This window comes from Paenibacillus sp. cl6col, from assembly GCF_900102125.1.
GTDB lineage: Bacteria > Bacillota > Bacilli > Paenibacillales > Paenibacillaceae > Paenibacillus_B > Paenibacillus_B suaedae.
Genome location: NZ_FNAZ01000005.1, coordinates 31,531 through 52,730, shown reverse-complemented (window position 1 = coordinate 52,730; position 21,200 = coordinate 31,531). Strand labels below are relative to the sequence as shown.

Genomic DNA, 21,200 nt, shown 5'->3' with positions numbered 1-21,200 from the left:
CCCAGCAACCCGTGAATATATTGATCATAACAAGCAGCAAAGGTCATCAGTTAATACGTCCAACAGGAGGTGTCAGCCATTGAACGAACGGACGTTCATTGTGTCCCGCGAGGACTGGTCGCTCCATCGCAAAGGCTATCAAGATCAAGCACGCCATCAGCAGAGGGTGCGTGAAGCGATAAAGCAGAATCTGCCCGATCTCGTTACTGAAGAGAACATTATTATGTCAGATGGCAAACAAATCATTAAAGTCCCTATTCGCAGTCTGGACGAATTCCGATTCGTCTATAACTTCAATAAGAAGAAGCACGTCGGTCAAGGAGACGGAGACAGTCAGGTTGGGGATGTGCTCGGCACGGACAGCAGCTCACAAGGTCAAGGCAAGGGCAAGCAGGCTGGTGATCAAGCCGGTGCCGACATCATTGAAGCGGAGATCAGTATCGAAGACCTCGAAAATCTGCTGTTCGATGAATTGGAGCTGCCCAACTTGCAGCAGAAGGATAAGGAGGAAGTCGAGGTAACCGACATTCGATTCAATGACATTCGCAAGAAGGGCATCATGTCCAACATTGACAAGAAGCGGACGATCCTCGAGAATCTGCGGCGCAACGCGCTCACTGGCAAGCCTGGCATTCATCACATTAGTCCTGACGATCTGCGGTACAAGACGTGGGAGGAAATTATTAAGCCTCAATCAAGCGCCGTGATTATCGCGATGATGGACACCTCGGGATCGATGGGCAGCTTCGAGAAATATTGTGCGCGCAGCTTCTTCTTCTGGATGACACGCTTCTTGCGCAAGCAGTATGAGAAGGTCGAACTGGTATTCATCGCTCACCATACCGAGGCTAAGGAAGTAACCGAAGACGAATTCTTTACACGCGGAGAGAGCGGCGGCACGATCTGTTCATCCGCTTATGTGAAGGCGCTTGAGATTATCGATACACGCTATCCACCGTCCAGCTATAATATTTATCCGTTCCATTTCTCAGACGGTGACAACTTGACGAGCGATAACGATCGCTGTGTGAAGCTGATTGGCCAAATATTAAAGAAGGCCAACATGTTCGGATACGGTGAGGTAAACCAATACAACCGCAGCAGCACCCTAATGTCGGCTTACCGCAATATCCAGCTGCCCAACTTTATGCACTACGTCATTAAGGAAAAGGGAGAGGTGTACCGGGCGCTAAAGCACTTTTTCAAAAAACAGCCGGGAGGTAGCCGTACATGAGTGCAAATAACATGCAGGAGCTGGAGTATGCCATCGACGAAATTACCGAAATCGCCGAAGGCTTCGGGCTCGATTTCTATCCGATGCGCTATGAAATCTGCCCGGCCGACATCATATATACCTTTGGAGCATACGGTATGCCCACACGTTTCAGCCACTGGAGCTTCGGCAAGACTTTTCACAAGATGAAAATGCAATACGACTTCGGGTTAAGCAAAATCTACGAGCTCGTCATAAATTCCAATCCGTGCTACGCCTTCCTGCTGGAAGGCAATTCACTTATCCAAAACAAGCTGATCGTAGCGCATGTGCTTGCCCACTGTGACTTCTTCAAAAATAACGCCCGGTTCTCGGCCACGAACCGCAATATGGTAGACAGCATGTCCGTCACGGCTGAACGTGTCAATCAATATGAAATGGAGTATGGTACCCAGGCAGTCGAGAGCTTCATCGACGCGGTACTCGGCATTCAGGAGCATATCGATCCAAATGTCATCAAGCCGAGAAACCTGGATAAGGAACGCTATATGGAGGCGAAGCTGCGCGAGCTGCGCGAGGCACAGCCACGCGATCCTGGACGGTACGATGACTTGTGGGAGCTAGACAGACGAAGCCAAGCCTCCAAGTCATCCAAGTTCAGCCTGCATGACATGTCAAATCGCCCCTTCCCTCCGGAACCGGAGAAGGATATCATATGGTTCATACAGCAATTCTCGCCTGTTCTTGAAGATTGGCAGCGCGATATTATGTCCATGCTGCGCGACGAGATGCTCTACTTCTGGCCGCAGATCGAGACGAAGATCATGAACGAGGGCTGGGCTTCCTATTGGCATCAGCGGATTATACGTGAGCTGGATTTAACTAGCGAAGAAACAGTCGAGTATGCAAAGCTGAACAGCTCTGTCGTACAGCCATCGCGTCATAGCTTGAACCCTTATTACCTTGGCATCAAACTGTTCGAGGATATTGAGAAGCGCTGGGATGAGCCAACGAAGGAAGAGCAAGAGCGGTATGGACGTCAACCTGGTCAGGGCCGGGCCAAAATATTTGAAGTGCGTGAACTGGAATCGGATCAGTCATTCCTTCGCAATTATTTGACGAAGAAGCTGACCGAGGAGCTGGATCTGTACATCTTCGAGAAGAAGGGGCCGGAGTGGAAAATTACCGACAAGTCATGGCAGAACATCCGCGATCAGCTCGTCTATTCACGAGTCAACGGCGGCTTCCCCTACATTACAGTTGAGGATGGCGATTACCAGCGCTCTGGCGAGCTCTATCTCGTACACCAATATGAAGCCGTGGAGCTGGATTTGAAATACGTCGAACGTACCCTGCCTTATGTATATACCCTGTGGGGCAAGCCGGTTCACGTCGAGACGACCGTCGATGACAAGCAGGTCCTGTTCACCTATGATGGCAAGAAGGTATCGCGGAAGTTTATTTAGAGGAATATAGTAACTGGTGTTCTCATTACTGGGACACCAGTTATTTTTGCTTCCAAGCTATTTTTTGTATCAGATATGAGATGTCATAATGACCGATGATGTGATAAATTGAATAGGGATTATCATTCCATATAAAAAAGGACAGGATGCTGGAAAGAAAAGAATATGAAACTGCGATAGAAGTTTTTCAAAAAGCAGCTGATGCTCAGGATACTGGTCTTCTTTTAGACATTAGAAAAACTCCCATCATTGTAGCAGTAGAAGTTTTTGCTTTTTCTACTGTCCACTATAATGGGAGCATATCATTTTTGGAGGACGGTTCTTTAAATCCATATAATTAGTTGCATTAGCCTTCGACGATACTTCTTACACTGAAACTGATACTACCGCTGCCAGCATAGTTTACTTTTAAACTTGTTGTGATAGACGCGCTCTTACTAAAACTACCCCAGTCTACTAGCCCACCGTATTTATATCCACAAGTAGCTTCAACTTCTCTTGCATTATTTGATAGAACTCTAGGTGTTCCGGGTTCGACTGTCCCTGGGAACCATGAAGCTGTACCAGTTGTGCTCGTATCAGTTATTTGTATTGCTGTGCTGTTCACCGTATATTTAGTCACCAAATGAATTTCTTGCATTTTGTGAGTGCCCCAGAAATCATGTCTTGCATCGTTAGTGAATTTTTCTCCTATAGTAGCAGAATACGTTTGCCATTTAGTATCTTGAATCACAGCATTTGTTAATAGAGGCGATTCTGGAAGCATAATATTACCATCAACATCTGTCAAAGTGTTATGTGTTACTAAAAAGCTCCCATCATTCATTCTCATGACTAATTTACCGTCTGCAGTTGTGGTAAATTCGGAGTTTGCGAGCTTTGCATTAACCTTATCCTGATTCAACACATCTAGTGTATTGATGTATTCAGCATATGCTTCTGGATTTTGTTCAAAATAATTTTTAAATTTTTTGATTGTTGGATTTGAATCAGCTTGCTCTGCTTCCCCACGTAATACCATTTCGTAAGCTTGATCCTGAGCCAATTTTAATTCAGAAACATTAAATTCTGATTTTTGAGGGCTGGCCATAACTGTCATACTCATTACCAAGGATAAAGCTAATACAAGTGTCACACTTCTAAAGAGCTTTTTCATGAATATACCTCCTAGTAATATATATTTTTGGAAACATTTGTAGATTAACCCATTAAAGTGAGTTTGTAAATATGAAAATAGGAACTTGATAAGAAAGTACTATAAAATAGATTTTTTTCGACAATATTCGTTAAAATACAAAACCCACTACATAAAATTGAACTATGACCCGAGAGATGGACACTTTAAAAAAAGTGCCTCTCTCGGGTTCTTTACGTTCATAATTGAATTTATTTATTGAGAATGGAGTATGAGCATGTGGTATAGCGAGTTACAAATCAAAAAACTTGAGGGAAACCCAAACGTATTTCGTGTATCAGAGACGAATATATCCTTCACTCCAGTCTTTAAACTTGCTGCAGTTAAAGCCTATAAAGCTGGAAAAACGCCAAACGAGATATTCCTTGAGGCTGGCTTTGATTTAGATATGTTTAGTTCACGTAAACCAAAGGAGAGTTTGAAGCGTTGGAGATCTATTTACGCCACTCATGGCAAAGCAGGTCTTCTTGAGGAACGGCGAGGCAAAGGAAGCTCTGGAAGACCCTCCAGTAAGGGGCTTTCAATCGAGGAGAAATTAAGACGAGCTGAGGCCAAGATCAAGCTTCTGGAGATAGAAAATGAGTTTTCTAAAAAAAGCTGAAGGCACTAGAAAGGCAGGCGAAGCAAGACAAACATTAAGCACATCATTGTGCTCCGAGCTTATAAATCGAACCATTCGTCAATTTAATATAAAAACTCGTCATCTCTGCTCACTTGCTAAGGTAAGAGTTAGCGGTTATTATCGGTGGCTTTCAGCCGAAGATACCCGTCAACAAAAAGAGGAGGCCGATGAGCGCGATCTGTTGCTCATTAAGACCCACTTTGATCGTTTAAACGGAAAAGCCGGCGCGCTCGTAATCAAAATGAATCTCGAGAACGTGGATAACGTGGTGATGAACCATAAAAAAATCCGTCGACTCATGCGCAAATATAATCTCATAGCAAAAGTCCGTCGGGCTAACCCTTATCGGAAAGTCGCTCAAGCTACTCAGGAACATAAAACGTGCGCTAATTTGCTTAAGCGCCAGTTTAATCAGGCAGAGCCAGAAAAAGTGCTGCTCACAGATATAACGTATCTCAAGTACAACCATGGGCAGCAATGGGGATATCTCTCTTGTGTAAAAGACGGATCTACGAATGAGATCTTAGCACATTATTTGTCGACTTCGCTGGAACTATGGCTTGTGAATCGAACGTTAGACAAGCTACTGGAACGACTTAATGGCAATATTCATCCCGAAGCCATTCTTCACTCGGATCAAGGCATGCATTACACACATCCTGAGTTCCAAAAACATGTAGTTGAAACTGGATTTAGGCAATCCATGTCCCGAAGAGGAAATTGTTATGATAACGCACCAATGGAATCGTTTTTCGGTCATATGAAAGACCAATTAGAGTACAAAGATTGTACGAGTATTGATGAACTACGGAATCGCATTAATGAGTATATTCACTTTTACAATACCGAGCGATATCAGTGGACATTAAAGAAGATGACCCCTTACGAATATAGGAATCATCTTCTGGCAGCGTAGTGCTTTCTTTATCCTGTCCACGTTAAGGGTCATAGTTCAAATGTTCAGTAGTGGGTTCATTACTCTAACCTTTTTTTCTTTTTTTAATGGTAAAACACGCAATTCCCAGTACCAAAACACCAAACATAATATTTGTAATAAAAAAATCGAAATGGAAAGTCATAACGTTATACCCTCCTTTTTATATTTGAAGTAGTTCATATTCTAATAGCACATTACACAGTAAACAATGAATGATATTGATGTGCTTCATGAGGGAAACTTGTTTGTCTCTGATTCAACTACAGTTATATACGTATTTTATCATATGAATGTTGCGATTTATTTTGACTTAGTCTAATAATTCGAACTAGAAAAAGACATAAAGGTGAGAGTGAGTAAGATTTATCCATCCTGGCAGTGATGCGTAGCTGGTCAGTTGTTTTACTACATTTTTTCGGTAGACATTTTAACACACTACAAATATAGAATGCTGTCACTCTTTGTAAAATACGTCTAAATAAATTCATCCGCTCAATTTAAATTCACATCTTGATACAGTTGGTATTTGATGAAATGATGATACAGGTATGACGAAAGTACTAGTACATAAGCTTATTCGGCAAACTAATTATCATATGAGATCAAGAGGAATGATCATGAGTAGCAGTGTTGATGTCGAACATTTTATTAATGAACATAGCTGAAAATATCCCAGAAAATCGAGATCTAAATTAAACAATTTCTCGATGATCTTAGCTTAAAAACAATCGAGCCATCTCCTCAATGAGGGAACCAGCTTCTTTCTTCGTGTTCATCTATATGCTGAATAATTGATTTAGTGGAATCTGGAGTTCACGAAAAAGAGTAGACTGTGCCATATCCTGCTCTGAATACGTGTTGCGAATGGAATAAATGCCTTCCTGTAGGGTGTTCACATGAACGGTACGGTTTCCAGGATCAACAATCCAATACTCTTGCACACCATATTTCTGATACAGGTTGAACTTCTCATTGAAGTCCTTCAATGCGGTCGATGAAGATATTACCTCTACAAGTAAGCTCTGAGCACCGTGACAACCCTGCTTCGATACTTGTTCCTTCGAACATACAACCGAGATGTCCGGTTGTACGACATGATCCGGGGAATCGTAATTCAAATGCTCACTAAACAAGACATCGAGCGGTGCTACGAACACATAGATTTTTGATTTTGGAAAAAGAAGCGAAGCGCATAATAGAGCACGCCGACAATAAACTGATGGGTTGAGTTGAGAGACGGCGTCATGTTGTACGCTTTGCCATTAATCAGTTCCCATGTTCCTTCCATGACAGCCAATCCTGATAGCATCAGATCTTGTCATTCCACGCAGCCTCCTTACCGTTTTATCGTCCATGCTTCTACATGTAATCATCGACAATCTGCATATCCCCCATACCGTCAGCCAATTTAACACTAGTCAATCAAATCCAGCATCGGCAGCTCATCCAGCGGCAGTGCCGTCTTCTTCTGTCTAGGCTGACCGTTCTCGCGAACTAACGTATAAAATTCATAATTGCAAATGACGGAATAATCATCCTCCATAACGCCTGGATAGGCGCGGTTCACAGAGTAAATCTGGCTGCGATATGCCTGCAGCGCCTTCCCTTTATGCCCGCGATAATCGCTAATATCAATCCGTGCTGAAATGGGGCACTTGTCCTTCGGACCCGAATCCTTGCAGTAATCGTAATAATGTGGGATGGACGTATAATAAAGCGATGGCTGCTTATCCACTGGATAATACGCCTCCGCCAGTTCCGCTGCCATAAGCGTCGCTGCGGATATCGCGATATGGTCGGGATGTCCTGTGACTCCATCAGGCGGGAAGGTCACGATTGCGTCCGGCCGCAGCTCCACAATCGTCGAAGCGATACGCTCCGCCAACTTCCTCGGCTCTATCTCCTGCAGTCCGCCGTCAGGATAACGATACAGCGTAATATCGGCTACACCCAAAATCGAGCAGGCACTTCGCATCTCCTGTTCTCTAAACCGGGCAAGTTCTTCGCGGGAAGAAAAATGGAATTCGCCGGATTTCCCCTTGCATCCCGATGTGGCGCATGCCAAATATACCTCATGACCTGTACTGCTAAGCTTGGCAATCGTCCCACCCGCTGCGAAGGTCTCATCGTCGGGATGGGCGAAAACGAATAGCCATCTTTTCCTCATGTTCCTTCAGCCCCTTGCTGTTCAAATCTTCCTATGTTCGGGCAAGCATCTTCTTCTGCAAATAGGCAACACCCATAGAAGCTACGCCGTCAATAGGCTCCTTGCATGCTTCATGAAAGGATACCTTCGGTGCATATGCTTCTATCTTATGCATAAGGCGATTGCGAACGTGTCCCTCATGTCGCAGAACACCACCCTGTAGAATCATTGTAAACGGAGTATCCACCAAGGACAAGTGGTTCATGACTGCTGCTGCACCATGAAATAATTCATCACCTGCCGCTACGAGAATTCGTGACGCTTCCCGATTGCCGGCAATGGCAGCACGGGTTACAACTTCAGCCAGTCCACTTACCCTATCAACGGAATACTCCTCGCCGTACGTCCAATTATACAGTTCTTCTTCATTGCTCAATCCAAGATGAAGCAGAATCCATTCCCCGAGTCTCGTTCGTTCCTCTCTGCCATCATACCCCTTCATGATTGCTCGCAATGCTTCCTTGCCGATCCAGTACCCGCTTCCTTCGTCTCCGATCCGATGGCCCCAGCCCCCAGCTCTTGCGGTCAGTCCGTAAGCATTCATTCCGAATATTATGGAGCCTGTCCCGGCAATCACCAACAACCCTGGCTGCCCTCCTGTCGCTCCGAGCAGGGCAGCATAGCCATCGTTCTCCACAATGACATGTTCTGCCTCAATACGCAGCAGCTTCAATACCTCGTGTACAAGGCCCATGATGATATGACGGTCATGCTCCGTATCTAATCCAGCAAGTGCAAATACGGCACATTCGATTGCAATTGCCTCATAAGTCGCACTACACTCCTGCTTGCGGCAGTAGTCACGCAGCGCCGCTTCAATCCCTTGAGACAGCGCTCGTACAACTTCATCCACACCGACTCCCTGATAGTTCGAAGATCCTCCCTTTCCCTCCCCAAGCGTAGTTCCTTCACTATCGAGCAGCCTAACGAGACATTTCGTACCTCCACCATCAACCGCAAGCAGAGGAATGCTGTAGGTTCCCATCAACACCCGCTCCACTCTGTTATGACTTGATCCAGATGCTTCATTGCTGCCTGTATGCTGCCTTCCGCTTGTCCCAGCCAGCTCGCAAATCCGCTGTGATCCTTCATGCGCACTTCGATCATGCGGCTGATCTCCTTCGGACTCGGCCCGCCCGGCAAGGAACGAATCTCGACGAAATGCACCGGGTCTAGCGCTTCACGCAGCGTCTGCTCTGTGAGCGATGTAACCCTACCAATATGTTGACGGGCGCTCTCATTGACAATAGACAGTGTGATCTCATTGGCCGCCAACCCTTGCGCCAAGGAATGCTTCACGACATCGCTGACAATATGATGAGCCTTGCGGAAGGATAAGCCATCGACTCGAACGAGTGTATCCGCAAGCTCCGTTACGGTTGCGAAGCTGCCCTGCGTCCGTTCACGCAGCATCTCTTTGTTCACGTCCATTGTACCGATGACCGCAGCGAACAAGCGGTACATTTTATCCATAATCGCAAGACTTCTCCACGCATAAGGCTGCATATCATCTTCCGTATCGACAATGTCTCCGAACGGCGTATTATGTATCATCGACAGCACCGTATTCGTATTGCCTACGCAGCTCGACAATAGTGCCCGCATATGCTCGAACGACACGGGATTGCGCTTCTGCGGCATGATAGAGCTAATCTGTACATAAGGTGCAGCTACCTTAAGCGCGCCGAACTCTTGTGTGCACCACAGCAGCATATCTTGAACGACACGACCCAGATTGATCGCCGCGAGCTGGATAGCTGTCGCCACTTCGCCCAAGTAGTCAGCTCCACCGATTGCATCATAGGAGTTATCGATAAGCTCGTCGAATGCGAGCAGCTCCATCATCTGCTCCCTGCTAACTGCGAAGCCCGATGTCGTAAGCGCCGCAGCCCCCATGCTGCTCCGGTTGCAGTTCTTATAGGCCGCAATCATTCGCCGAATATCGCGGTTAAGCGAATCGACGACAGCCATGAAGTAATGCGCGAGTGTCGTTGGCTGCGCCTGCTGCGTATGTGTATAGCCGATCATAAGCGTATCCTGATGCTCTTTCGCGAACAGAAGCAGCTGTTCGTTAAGCTGGAGTGCCGAAGATAACGTGACGATCAGCTTCTCCCGCAGCACCATTCGATAGATTGCAATCCCCATATCATTGCGGCTGCGAGCCAAATGCAGGTTGCCAGCGATATCGCCGGCATGCTCTAGCAGCTGATGCTCCACCTGAAAGAACAAATCTTCAAACTGACCGGTATAGCTTGCTTGCTTAAGCGCTTCAAGGTCAAGAGAACGGATGGCTTGTGCAATAGTTTCCGCTTGCTCATGCGTAATAAGCTCCTGCTTCTCCAGCATGATTAGATGTGCCTTATTGATTGCCATCATCGGGCTAAGCAGATGCGCCTTCGCTTCATTAAATGCAGGCTCAAGCACAACCTCCGTATAGGTCTTGCCGGGGAAAGTAGTTCCTTCCGTTTCCATCCATTTCTCACGATATCCCATAGCTTAGTAAGCCTCCTTGTTCGACTTCATTCTCATATGCAGCCATTCTTGAATGAGCTGGTTCATATTCCGGCTTGCTTCCTCAACGATCAACTGCCCCGCTTCCATGGAGGTCTGACGAATATGTCCGGTATATCCATCCCATCCCTGAGGGAATCCTTCCACAAGTACATATGGCAGCGAAGATAAAGGAGGGCACGAATCTAATTCCAAGTCCGTATCCTGCACCGATACCAGGTCTGGGCGCAGCGCCTTCACGGCTGACATCTCATAAGGCCCGCCATGCCCTCTTCCAGCCTGCCTCCCGAATAAGCCGTTCTGCTGCGTGAACTCAACACTCGCCATCTGCCACCAATTAATAAGAAGGAAGCTGGCGTCCGTGTAGGCTCCGGTCACGGATTCAGCAACGGTTCGGGAAGGCCCCATATTGGCATCATGAGCGTTCAGCAGGACAATATTGCGAATCCCAAGCCTACATATCCCCAGGACAACATCGGTAAGATAATCGATATAAATGGAAGGACGAACCGAGATCGTTCCAGGATAATGCTGTGTCTTCCCCGGGCATGCTGAGAACGGAACTGCTGGATACACGAGCGTCTGAAGGGAGGGTTCAATCCTCCAAGCGAAGCCTTCCGCCAATATGATATCTGTCCCGAGTGGAGAATGTGGGCCATGGTATTCGACTGATCCGAGAGGGACAACGGCGAACTGTGTATTCCCGATCACTTGATCTAGCTCCCGTCCGTGAACTCCGATTACATTCATATACTCCTTATACCTCCGCTTCTCCATCGATTGGGGAGACGTCCCGAAGGAGCCCCCCACCGATGTTCTGATGTGCAAGGCACTTGATGAATCTAGATGAATCTATCCAACTGAACAATTGCGACTAAGTAATGCCATTATTGATGCTGACTGATCATGTTCACGAACATGCGGATCGATCCCGGAACCAATGCCGGAATCTCGCGATACCATACGAGTGAACTGTACGTATATACACCCTTGCCGTAGTTCGCAGTCAGGAAGGTGCCTGTGAACTCCTTCTCGCCCGGATCGCCGTTGGAAATGAGCTCCGTATACTCCTTGCCCCACTCCGAAGGGTTATAAGCCGAACGATCTTGAATCCAATTGTTCCAATCCTGATCTGTAATCTTATTCGGAGCGTTGAACATTGGATGCTCCGGTGCAAGTGTTGTGACTTTGGAATTCTCGTCCGTTACCCGCCATTGAATGAGCGGCGAGCCAATCTTAATTGGATACGGCGCGAGTTCCGGCGACCATTTATCCTCTGGCTTATGATACTGAACGACCAGATTGCCGCCGTTCTTCACATAATTCAATAAACGCTGGTTGCTCGGAATCAATTCTGGACGGAACGCATAGGCACGAATGCCAAGCACAATTGCGTTGTACTGAGAGAGATCTCCCGACTCAATTTCCTTCGCATCCAAATTGACCACGTTGACGCCTACTTGACGCAAATATTGATCGATATTATCAAAGCCGCTAGACACATAGCCGACCTTCCACTTCTCTGGTGTCTTCAAGTCGAAAGCTTGAATCTGAAGCTCTGCCGGCTGCACGATGTAGGTCTTCCCGATGTGCGGGTATTGAATAACCTGCGTCCCGTGCGTGCTCTGTACATCGCCGTTCTTCGCAACCGCTGTCACCGTGAACTTGCCTGGGCTTACGTTAGACGCTGCCTTAACAGAGAAAGCAACAGACTTTGTCTCCCCCTTCGCTGCAAAGCTAATCTCCTCTGCTGCAGGCTCGGCTGTCCAGCCCTGTGGAACTTGCAATGCAATCGACGCCTTGGATGCTCCTGGCGTATAATTCTTCACCGTTACTTTCACCGGAATTGGCTCGCCTGGCTTGAGCGTATTCAGAATCGTAGCGCTCGGACTGAGCGTCATCGAGTAAGGAGGCAGTACCGCCACTGCATTTTGCGGTGTCTCCTGCAAGGACGTCACAGTACGGAATGCCTCGTATACTACCTTCGCGTTGAATACCGAAGCTTCGTATGGCTTGAATAACGGTGCATCTGCCGGAACCTTGACCTCGAATACAGCTGAAGCTGTCTCGTTATAGCCAAGCTGCCCAAAGCTTGTCGCGCCCACAGGCGCCGCTGTCCAGCCCGCAGGCACGTTCAGGCTAAGCTTCACGTTGTCTAATTTCGTAGAACCGCCATTAAATGCCGTTACGGTTACCTTCGTCGGCTGTCCAGCCACAAGTTCATTGGCATCTGGCTTAACCTTCACCACAACAGATGCCGCTTCCATACTCGCCTTGTTTAACTGCTCTTCCTTCACGTGCAGGCGATGGAGCAAATCGTCCTTCGTTGCTGCATCCAAGCTGGACTTCTTGACATTATCGAGTGCAGTCTGAACGTCTGCCTTCATACCGTGGACTTCCTTCAAGACATTGGCGAAGCTTGGGTAAGCCGCTACAATCCTGTCTGCATCCTGCTGCAGAGCTTGCAAATCCTTCGCAATCTTATCGTCCTTGCCCTTCACACTAATTTCCTTCGCCAAATCTGCAAAAGTGAATGCGATGCCGTCGAAGAGGTCTTGCTCCTTCTCCTTCGTCTTTACCGTGCTCAGGTCTAGCTTATAGTAGCTGTCCCCCTGAGCAGGCCCTTCGTCAACCACTCTTCCCATCCCTTGGCTCTTGTGCATGAAGCGCGACTCTTCCCCAAGCTGCAGGTAAGAGGCCCCATAGATGGAGTTGTACTCCCCAATTGGCGCTCTCACGGTGTAATCCTTGTTATTCGCCGGCAAATATAATTTCTTGATCTGCCATGGCTGAAGCCCCTGCTTCAGGTGCTCAGGATATACTTCAGGATTCGCTGCGTCCTTGAACGCACGCACCGTAAGCACGTTAATCGTCCGATGATGACCATGTGTAGAGTTTTCATTCAAGAATGCAGGAATGATGACATCTGGGCGAAGCTCGCGTATTTTGCGAATTAAGCGCTCGTACGCAACAGATTCCCCCCATTTCTCCAGCGTTTCCTCTACACTCTTCGAGAACCCGAAGTCGAAGATTGGATCATTCAGATGCTCGCCGAGCATCCCCAATGTCACATTCGTGATCTTGGATGCTTCCTGCAGTTCCCGAGTTCGTATGACCCCAAGGCCCGCTCCGAGCTCACTTCCAATCTCGTTCTGTCCGCCTTCTCCTCTCACAGCGATCACGCTTGATGTATTGACTCCTCTTCCCAGGGAAAGGTACGCCAAGGTCGCGCTGTGCTCATCATCAGGGTGAGCTCCCGTGTTCATCGCACTTGCGATCGTCGTCAGCGGCTTGATCGACTTCCATAAATCAACAATTCCCCGATCCGCTGATACGGTCTCGGCTTGCGTGGACAGCAGTACACTGCTTGCCAATACAACGCTTAATACGATGGAACAGATCTTTGAGGCCGACTTACCTTTGATCATCAAATCCCTCCTCGAATGGTGGAATAGTTATTCAGCTGGAAATGGCCATTTCCCAGCTGTATATCATAACGTGGTTGATGAACCCCTAGGCGGTTCCCACGCAATGACCAATGATTATATAGCCGTGTTGTCGCCCGTTATTTTGCGGGATACGAACAGTACGATGATGATCAATGCAATTTGAAGAACACCATATGCACAAGCCGTGCCGAATTCGAATGAATACATCCGTTGGAAGATTTCGACCGACAGCGGCGTGCTCTTGGCAGTAAAGAGCAGAATGGAGGATACGAATTCCCCAATCCCCTGCACAAAGGCGAGCAGCGTACCCGCCAATATCCCGCTTAATGCCATCGGGAACACAACTCTGCGGAAGCTGTACCACCACGATGCGCCTAGATTGCGTGCCGCCTCCTCCACAGATGCATCCATCTGCACCAAGGTTGCCGAAGTAGAACGGAACACGAGCGGCAGGTGGCGCACGAAGTAAGCTAGAGGCAAAATCCAGAAACTGCCGATCAGCACTTGATTGAAGCTGAATACATTGGGCTCGCTGAAGGCCGCAATCAAGTTGACCGCAACGACAGTACCCGGCAGCGCCCATGGGAGCATAATTAAGACATCAAGCAGCGTCTTCCCTTTAAACTTCAAGCGAACCATCGCATAAGCAGCTGCCACGCCGAAGATGACATTCCCAATTGTTGCGACGAAGCTCATCTGGAAGCTGTTTGCAATAGGCCGCCATGTTTTGCTGTCCGTGAACAGCTTGATATAATGCTCAAATGTATATTCAGGCGGCAATACTTGCGTCGTCCAAGTGCCGTTCGTTGACAATGAAATCAACACCAGCACGAAGATGGGAAGCAGCAAAATAATGACGCCGATAATAGACAAAATCATTGCAACATATTTGCCGACCGCACTCTTGACCTCTGTGCGATGGACACTGATGCCCTTGCTCATGTTCTGGTAGTTGCGCAGCCCTTGATACCAGCGCATCACGAGCAAGAATACAATCGACACAACGGATAGGATCGTCGACTGCGCAGCAGCCATATCCAAATTGCCATTCGTACGCGACAAATAAATCTGCATCGTCATCGTCCGTTCGATGCCGAAGATAAGCGGAGCCGTATATGATGCCATCGCAATCATGAATACAAGCAGTGACGAGGCCACAAGCGCTGGAGTCAGCATCGGCAGAATCACTCGCCGCCAGATGTACAATCTGCCTGCTCCTAAACTTGCAGCAGCTTCTTCAAGCGAAGGATCGAGACCCCGAATCGCAGACGACGCCGTCATATAGAAATAGGTATACATCGTAAACGTATGTACGACCAGAACGCCCCATATCCCTTTTAAATAAAAGGGTACTTGTTCGAGATGAAGCAGTTCCTTAAGCGCCCGTGGAATGATACCGCTCTCGCCATACAAGAACGTGAACGACAGTACGCCGACAAGCGGAGGCAGTGCCATTGGAACGAGAACGAGGACAGCCAGCACCTTCCTGCCGGGAAATTCGTAGCGTTCCAACAGAAATGCCATGGCTACACCCACGATTGCACACGTAATCACACTTAAGACGGAAATATAAATGCTGGTCCACAGTGCCTCCAGATTGGATGTATGCTCTAGGCTGAAAAATCGCGCATAGTTCGTAAGCGAGAATTGATCCTCGACTTGAATACTTTGTACGAATGTTTGAAATAGTGGATAAACGACATATGCCAACAGTATGAGAAAAAGCGGCGCTACGAGCACATAGACGAAGTAAGGCGATTGCGTAATGGGCCCCGAGCGGCGGGGCAAGCCCATGCGTGGCTTCGATGGCCGTGGCGCGTTAGGTGTGTTCGTTATCATCATTCATCCCCTCTCTATCCTAAGAAGTAAATGCTTTCTTTCGGAATGAACAGGGAGATTGCTTCCCCTCGTCCGCGAACCCGATGCCCTTGATTGACGAACATCGCCTTCAACTGCTGATCCGTCACCTGCGACACATAGTTCACGCTAACTCCTGTAAATTCAGAAATGACTACACTGCCTGTAACGATATTGTCCCCCGTCTCTTCTCCACCAGCCTCCCGAATCGATTCAGGACGTATCGACAGTGATACCTTCTTGCCTGCTTCCAGTGAACAGTTGGCAGAAGCATTCGCTGTCAGCCCTCTTAGACGGAGATCTGGAGCTACGCGAATGACGGCTTCGCCGTCTTCGATTCGTTCCACCGTTCCTTCCCACAGGTTCGACTCGCCAATGAAGGAGGCGACAAATCGATTAACGGGTCGATTATATATTTCTTCAGGACTTCCAATCTGCTGTACAACCCCACCCTGCATGACCATAATGCGGTCAGACATCGCCATCGCCTCTGCCTGATCATGGGTGACGTATATCGTTGTAATTCCCAGCTCCAATTGAAGTCTCTTAATTTCGATCCTTGTCTCCTCGCGGAGCTTCGCATCCAGATTGGACAACGGCTCATCGAGAAGCAGTATTTTCGGCTCTATCACGAGTGCACGAGCCAAGGCAACCCGCTGCTGCTGTCCGCCGGACAATTGGTCAATTCTACGGCTTCCATACCCATCCAAATGAACCTGCTTCAGCGCGCGATGGGCGCGCTCTATCATTTCTGACTTTGGAACCTTGCGCACCTGTAAACCAAATGCAACATTTTCAAATACGGTCATGTGCGGGAATAAAGCATAATTCTGAAAAACCATGCCGGTATTGCGCTTATTCGGTGGGAGTGTCGTGACATCTTGATCGCCGAACACGATTCGGCCTTCGCTTGGAAAATAAAATCCTGCAATCATCCGCAGTGTCGTCGTTTTGCCGCAGCCGCTAGGGCCGAGGAAGGTGAAGAATTCACCCGGTTGAATCCGGATGTTTACGTCGGTAACTCCCTTGACGTTCCCGAATTGCTTGCTAACATGATCTAGTGCTACCTCTATCAAGCTGGCTCCCTCCTGCCTCTGAAATGATCATACTCAGGCGAAGGGCATAGCCTCCGCCTGAACGAACCTATTATTTTGTGCCTTTCCCCTTGATGTTCTCATCCCAATGCTGCATCCACTCTTTTTCCTTCTGCGCCATTACCGTCCAATCAATGTCAAGCGGCTTCAGCTCCAACCCCTTCAGCCAAGCAGGAAGCGTATCCTTGCTGATATCTGTCCGTGTTGGAATCTGGAACAGCTTATCCGCGAGCTCTACACGCAAATTAGAGTCAAAGAGGAATTCATAGAACTTCATTGCCGACTCCTTATTTTTCGCACCCTTCACGACACCGACGCCATCAACTAGGATTGGCGCTCCGCTGGCCGGATAGATGAAGTCGAACGGTTGCTTCTGCAATTCCTTCTGAATCATAATGTCCTGCAGGTTCCACAGGGACAATGTGCCTTCCTCACGAGCCAGCTTCAAATACAGGTTAGTCGGATCCTGTGCGTATTCCTTCGTGTTGGCATCCAGCTTCTTCAGCCAGTCGAAGCCCTTCGTTGGATCACTTGCATCCTGCTTATAAATCATGGAAGAATAGATCGTTCTCATCGTTCCGGAAGCAAGCACCCCGCGAATGATGATTTTGTCCTTGTATTTCGGATCAAGGAGATCGTCCCAATCTTTCGGTGCATCTTCTTGTTTCAGCGCGTGAGAATTGTACATAATGACCTCAGGCAGCAGCATTTCCCCATACCAGCGGTCTTGACTGTCTTTGTACAATGCCGGAATGCTGTCCGCGAAGCTTGGCTTCACGCTTTCCAGCAGGTCTTCATCTGCCGCAGTCATCAGTGACGACTGTGTGCCTCCCCACCAGAAGTCCGCTTGTGGATTCGCCTTCTCCCCACGTACGCGCTCCAAGATTTGCTGTGCGCCCATCGTGAGCACTTCGACTTCCATGTTCGGGTATTTCGCCTCGAATTTCGGGATAATCTCATCGACGACGTTCTTGTCTCTCGCTGTGTAGATAACCAGCTTTTCTTTACCCGATGATGATTTCTCCCCGGATTGCTGTCCGCCCTCAGATGCAGTCCCACCGCCGCCTCCACAAGCAGTCACTGCCAGCATCGCAAGGACAAGCATAGAGCTCATCAACCATGTTTTTGCTTTCCCCTTTACCTGTTTCATGACGTTCCCCCTACTATAAATTTTTGATTCGTGTTTCGCGCTGTATCGGATGAATTCATCTTCAAAAGACGAAATGAATCTGAGTTGATATGTTCCTATGCAGCATCCCGCAAAAACGTAGTAGTCCTTCAACAACAGCCCGTTCGTTGGTTATATGGATCAAAGCTATGCTGACGTTCAGAACAATAGCCCTTACTTAGACCAACTAAACATCCGTATATACTTGGTCATTGTGTTGCAGGAAATCGTTATGCTATGTACGGTTTGCCACTATGGAATTGCATACAGTTCTATATCGTTCTGAGATGATATCGTGAAAAAAAATTAGCTATGATTCGTTCTGTGGTGCTATGGTGAAATGATTAGCTGTGAGATCGTTCTGTGCTGCTATAGTGAAATGATTAACATTTTACTATCTGATGAGTGTGGTATGAGTGTAAGTGTGATTGTGATTGTCGTACGATTTTGAGTATATTCGTTGTATTTGATGTGAAAGATGTGTAGGTTGAATTTGTCGTGTGAGTATCAATCGTGAGTAGTAGAACTTCATAATTGATGTCGTATGTGTGAGCAGCTGCATCTATGTTGTTGGATTCTGCGCTGTAGAAGAATTGACCTGACGGTATTGTGCTGGTTGCGAATATAGGCACATCCGTAGTTGTCATTGTCTGAGAAGCAATTCATGCTGGAGAAAAAATCATTGTTTACCTTTGAAATTTAGCCGTGGAGGGGAAAGCCTCCAATGTACAGTGAATGGCTCCTATCAAGCCCGCCTGATCGCCAAGTGTGGCCATCTTAATGATGGGTACAGATGGAACCCATTCATTCAGCCAATATTGTATTTTGCGAATGCCTTCGTCCCCGATATGCAGCATTTCACCGCTAAGGATGAGCAGCGCCGGATCCATGACGCTCGTGACATTGGCGATCCCATAAGTCCAGTGCCGGCATATATCGTCGAATAGCCTTTGAGCCTCGTCGCTGCCGACGTTGGCCAGCTCAACAATCTGCTGAATAATGCTTCTGTCTGGGCCAATGGATGGGAGAATGCGAATGGCTTTCTCGTAGATGGCTCTCACCGAGTAGTTGCGCTCGAACACCCCATACTCGCCTTTGGCCTGATTGCCGATTGGGCCAATCATCATATAGCCGATCTCACCGCTTGCCTCATTGGCTCCCCGATACAGCTGTCCGTCAATAATCATGCCTGCGCCGATTCCTGTTCCCGCGTACATGTAGACGAGATTGGAGTGGCCGACGCCGATGCCTTTATGAAATTCGCCCAGCGTCATCAGATTCACGTCGTTCTCGATAACGACTGGCAATCCCAGTGCTTCTTCAATTTCCTTCTGTACCGGCAGACCCATCCACCCTGTGCTGGGAGCGTAGCTGACCGTTCCTGCGCTGCGCTGTGTAATTCCGGGAAGTCCCAAACCCATGCCAAGCAGCCGTTCCTTCGGAAACCCGCTGGCAGTGAGAAGAGTGTCCAATCCCTGTTCAATGCTGCGAATTGCCATCTCGCCATCCATAGGATGCGGCAAATTCGTCGTGCGCGAGACGAGCAGCTCCCCCTTCAGGTTCGCAATCGCCAATTGCAAAGTGCTTCCTTCGAATACTGCGCCAATGACACCATACGCATCAAAGTTATATTCCAGAAGAATCGGCTTCCTGCCGCCCTTCGATTCACCGTATCCGACCTCGCTGATCAAGCCTTCCATAATCATCTCATCGACGAGCGCTGAGACGCATGGCCGGCTTAACTCTGTTAACTTCGCCAAATCGGCTCTCGAAACCCGAGGATTATCGCGTAATTGATGGAGGATTCCCTCACGGTTAATATGCTTCACCAATTTAGCGTTTCCGGTCTGGCCTCTGCCAATCAATCCGTCATCCTCCCTCCACAATCTAAGTTAGTTAAAATTATTAACAAAGTCTTGTTGGAGATAGTTTATTGTATACGCTTACAAATTGTCAATATGAAAATTATTGCCCTCCCAATGATGATATTCATTCTGGAATATAAATAAGAGCTTGCCCCTTATAGATTGCTAGATCTATAGGGGAAGCCCCTTGTTAATCAATATTATTGATATCAGCAGCAAATCTAACCCTGCCGGATTGGGAGCTCTAACGGGTTAACATTGACTGCTGAAAACGAAATGATCACGGTTTTACCGATATGTATAGGTATAGTCTTCCCCGTTGCATGAGATGATGACCTTAATCGGCTTTTTATCCTTTGCGACCCCTGCAGGAACCTCCGCAATATAGTGCAATGTGCCCGACTTCAAAGGTTCAATCTCCGTAATATTCGTATACGTGAAGTCGCTTCCGCCGTTTTTCTCAATCGTTGTGAACGGATCATATTCATACTTATCGTCATACACTACCTTCACGGAAACAAACTCGTTCGATCTCTTGCCGGTTGTCAGCAAGCTCTTCACCTTAATGACAACGTCGAAATATGTATTTGCGGTATCCTTCACTTCATAGTAAGTGTAAAAGCTATCTGGTTTTGAGGGTACAATTTTGTTGGCAAATTTAGCGCCTGTAATTGTCAGCTCAGCAAAGCCATCAATCGTTTTCGCTTTGTTCACTTCAATCGTTTGGTTTGCTGCTTCAGGTGCTTTGTCCGCTTTGTCGGCAGGCTCACTCTGTTCCTTTGCAGTTTCCCCGTCCGCCTTCAATTTTTCTTTAAGCTCGGTGTTCTCTTTCTCCAATGCAGCAATCTTCTTCTCTAGTTCCTGAGTAGATGGATTAGATTCGTTACTGCCGCTGCATCCTGTAATCGTAAATGCTAATAGGCCCGACAGCACTAGAACTACAATTGATTTCATCTTCATCCTCAATTTCCCTCCTCTATTATATCGTCTAAATATACCACCATATGAGTCTTTTGACCATTTGATCAGATGATTAAATATAACAATATACCTATAATTCTGTCTTCCAGGAGGGAAAATAGTCGAGTTTTCCTTGGTGAGAGAAGACCTACTTTAGTCTCTATTTTCATATCTATTGAATTGTTTGTTATTGCGAAGATACTCTTCATTCGGGCATTTATTAGTCCATTCATAAGATCATAGAGATCTCTAAAATAGACTGTTCCTTCATTTACTTTAATCCCCAACCTCAGCACATAATCTGAAGAGTCAAGTATCGCTTCATTTGGATACCCACTTCTGATTTTCAATATATAGGTTCCCGGGGATCCAGTGCCTAAACCTACAATTGTCCCAGAATTAACATGTTCTGAAACCTGTTTTGCAGTGAGATACTTCATTAAGAGACAAAGTAGGGCGACAGCCTGAAATGTTCTACGATCGTTGTTGTTCCCTGAATTCTTGTTTCATTAAACTCTCAAATCTCACGAGATAGGAATCGGTCACAATGGCGAACGCTTCGCTTCTTCAGAATCATTGCCATCTCAAGTACTTCCCTAATCTTTAAGACATTCATTTAGATGATGTTTTAAAGCTTCTGCTTCCCAACTTAACTTC

At 47.3% G+C, this 21,200-nt stretch carries 17 protein-coding genes; 4 read left to right on the top strand and 13 right to left on the bottom strand.

All coding sequences use genetic code 11. The features are described from left to right. Window positions 1-79: 79 nt before the first annotated feature. The 3 genes from yhbH to BLS15_RS14535 all read left to right on the top strand — a co-directional run bounded on the left by yhbH (window position 80) and on the right by BLS15_RS14535 (window position 3,020). Window positions 80-1,234 (top strand): sporulation protein YhbH, encoded by a 1,155-nt coding sequence (yhbH, locus tag BLS15_RS14545; RefSeq protein ID WP_021254161.1) that lies wholly within the window; start codon window positions 80-82, stop codon window positions 1,232-1,234. Then, complete coding sequence (locus BLS15_RS14540) at window positions 1,231-2,679, top strand: SpoVR family protein (RefSeq protein ID WP_021254162.1); 1,449 nt, start codon at window positions 1,231-1,233, stop codon at window positions 2,677-2,679. The genes yhbH and BLS15_RS14540 overlap by 4 nt, the downstream gene beginning before the upstream one ends. A 146-nt stretch (window positions 2,680-2,825) precedes the next feature. Continuing rightward, complete coding sequence (locus BLS15_RS14535; protein ID WP_021254163.1) at window positions 2,826-3,020, top strand: hypothetical protein; 195 nt, start codon at window positions 2,826-2,828, stop codon at window positions 3,018-3,020. A 5-nt stretch (window positions 3,021-3,025) separates the two neighbouring features. Here the strand turns inward: BLS15_RS14535 and BLS15_RS14530 are convergent, their stop codons facing one another. Continuing rightward, the gene (locus BLS15_RS14530) at window positions 3,026-3,835 is read right to left on the bottom strand and encodes a hypothetical protein (RefSeq protein ID WP_028532369.1); all 810 of its coding nucleotides are present in this window, start codon (window positions 3,833-3,835) and stop codon (window positions 3,026-3,028) included. Between the two features lie 250 nt (window positions 3,836-4,085). Here BLS15_RS14530 and BLS15_RS14525 point away from each other — a divergent pair. Further along, a protein-coding gene (locus tag BLS15_RS14525; protein WP_254777344.1) for an IS3 family transposase occupies window positions 4,086-5,412 on the top strand; the annotation gives its coding sequence in 2 pieces (ribosomal slippage) (window positions 4,086-4,451 and window positions 4,453-5,412; 1,326 coding nt in all). Between the two features lie 797 nt (window positions 5,413-6,209). Here the strand turns inward: BLS15_RS14525 and BLS15_RS14520 are convergent. The 12 genes from BLS15_RS14520 to BLS15_RS14470 form a co-directional block, all read right to left on the bottom strand. Beyond that, window positions 6,210-6,590, bottom strand: coding sequence for a Uma2 family endonuclease (locus tag BLS15_RS14520; protein WP_254777343.1), 381 nt, complete (start codon window positions 6,588-6,590; stop codon window positions 6,210-6,212). After that, window positions 6,581-6,721 carry a Uma2 family endonuclease gene (locus BLS15_RS29485; RefSeq protein WP_231515107.1) on the bottom strand — a complete coding sequence of 47 codons (141 nt, stop codon included), beginning with the start codon at window positions 6,719-6,721 and terminating at the stop codon, window positions 6,581-6,583. Before BLS15_RS29485 ends, BLS15_RS14520 begins: the two co-directional genes overlap by 10 nt. Window positions 6,722-6,847: 126 nt before the next feature. Beyond that, window positions 6,848-7,600 carry a PIG-L deacetylase family protein gene (locus BLS15_RS14515; protein WP_090512238.1) on the bottom strand — a complete coding sequence of 251 codons (753 nt, stop codon included), beginning with the start codon at window positions 7,598-7,600 and terminating at the stop codon, window positions 6,848-6,850. A 31-nt stretch (window positions 7,601-7,631) separates the two neighbouring features. Continuing rightward, entirely contained in the window at window positions 7,632-8,624 is a 993-nt protein-coding gene (locus BLS15_RS14510; protein ID WP_021254167.1) for an N-acetylglucosamine kinase, read from the bottom strand. After that, entirely contained in the window at window positions 8,624-10,132 is a 1,509-nt protein-coding gene (gene argH / locus BLS15_RS14505; RefSeq protein ID WP_090512234.1) for an argininosuccinate lyase, read from the bottom strand. The genes BLS15_RS14510 and argH overlap by 1 nt, the downstream gene beginning before the upstream one ends. Before the next feature lie 3 nt (window positions 10,133-10,135). Further along, window positions 10,136-10,900, bottom strand: coding sequence for a creatininase family protein (locus BLS15_RS14500; protein ID WP_090512229.1), 765 nt, complete (start codon window positions 10,898-10,900; stop codon window positions 10,136-10,138). 137 nt (window positions 10,901-11,037) lie between these two features. Beyond that, window positions 11,038-13,578, bottom strand: coding sequence for an NEW3 domain-containing protein (locus BLS15_RS14495; protein WP_028532364.1), 2,541 nt, complete (start codon window positions 13,576-13,578; stop codon window positions 11,038-11,040). Window positions 13,579-13,692: 114 nt separating this feature from the next. Then, window positions 13,693-15,393 carry an ABC transporter permease gene (locus BLS15_RS14490; protein WP_090512643.1) on the bottom strand — a complete coding sequence of 567 codons (1,701 nt, stop codon included), beginning with the start codon at window positions 15,391-15,393 and terminating at the stop codon, window positions 13,693-13,695. 59 nt (window positions 15,394-15,452) lie between these two features. Next, window positions 15,453-16,532 (bottom strand): ABC transporter ATP-binding protein, encoded by a 1,080-nt coding sequence (locus BLS15_RS14485; protein ID WP_090512224.1) that lies wholly within the window; start codon window positions 16,530-16,532, stop codon window positions 15,453-15,455. Between the two features lie 70 nt (window positions 16,533-16,602). Continuing rightward, on the bottom strand, window positions 16,603-17,700 hold the full coding sequence (locus tag BLS15_RS14480; protein ID WP_175460778.1) for an extracellular solute-binding protein: 1,098 nt from the start codon (window positions 17,698-17,700) through the stop codon (window positions 16,603-16,605). A 704-nt stretch (window positions 17,701-18,404) separates the two neighbouring features. Further along, window positions 18,405-19,583: an ROK family transcriptional regulator gene (locus BLS15_RS14475; protein ID WP_028532361.1), complete on the bottom strand. Its 1,179-nt coding sequence runs from the start codon at window positions 19,581-19,583 to the stop codon at window positions 18,405-18,407. 288 nt (window positions 19,584-19,871) lie between these two features. Then, window positions 19,872-20,543, bottom strand: a complete 672-nt coding sequence (locus BLS15_RS14470) for a hypothetical protein (protein WP_231515106.1) — start codon at window positions 20,541-20,543, stop codon at window positions 19,872-19,874. Window positions 20,544-21,200: the final 657 nt, after the last annotated feature.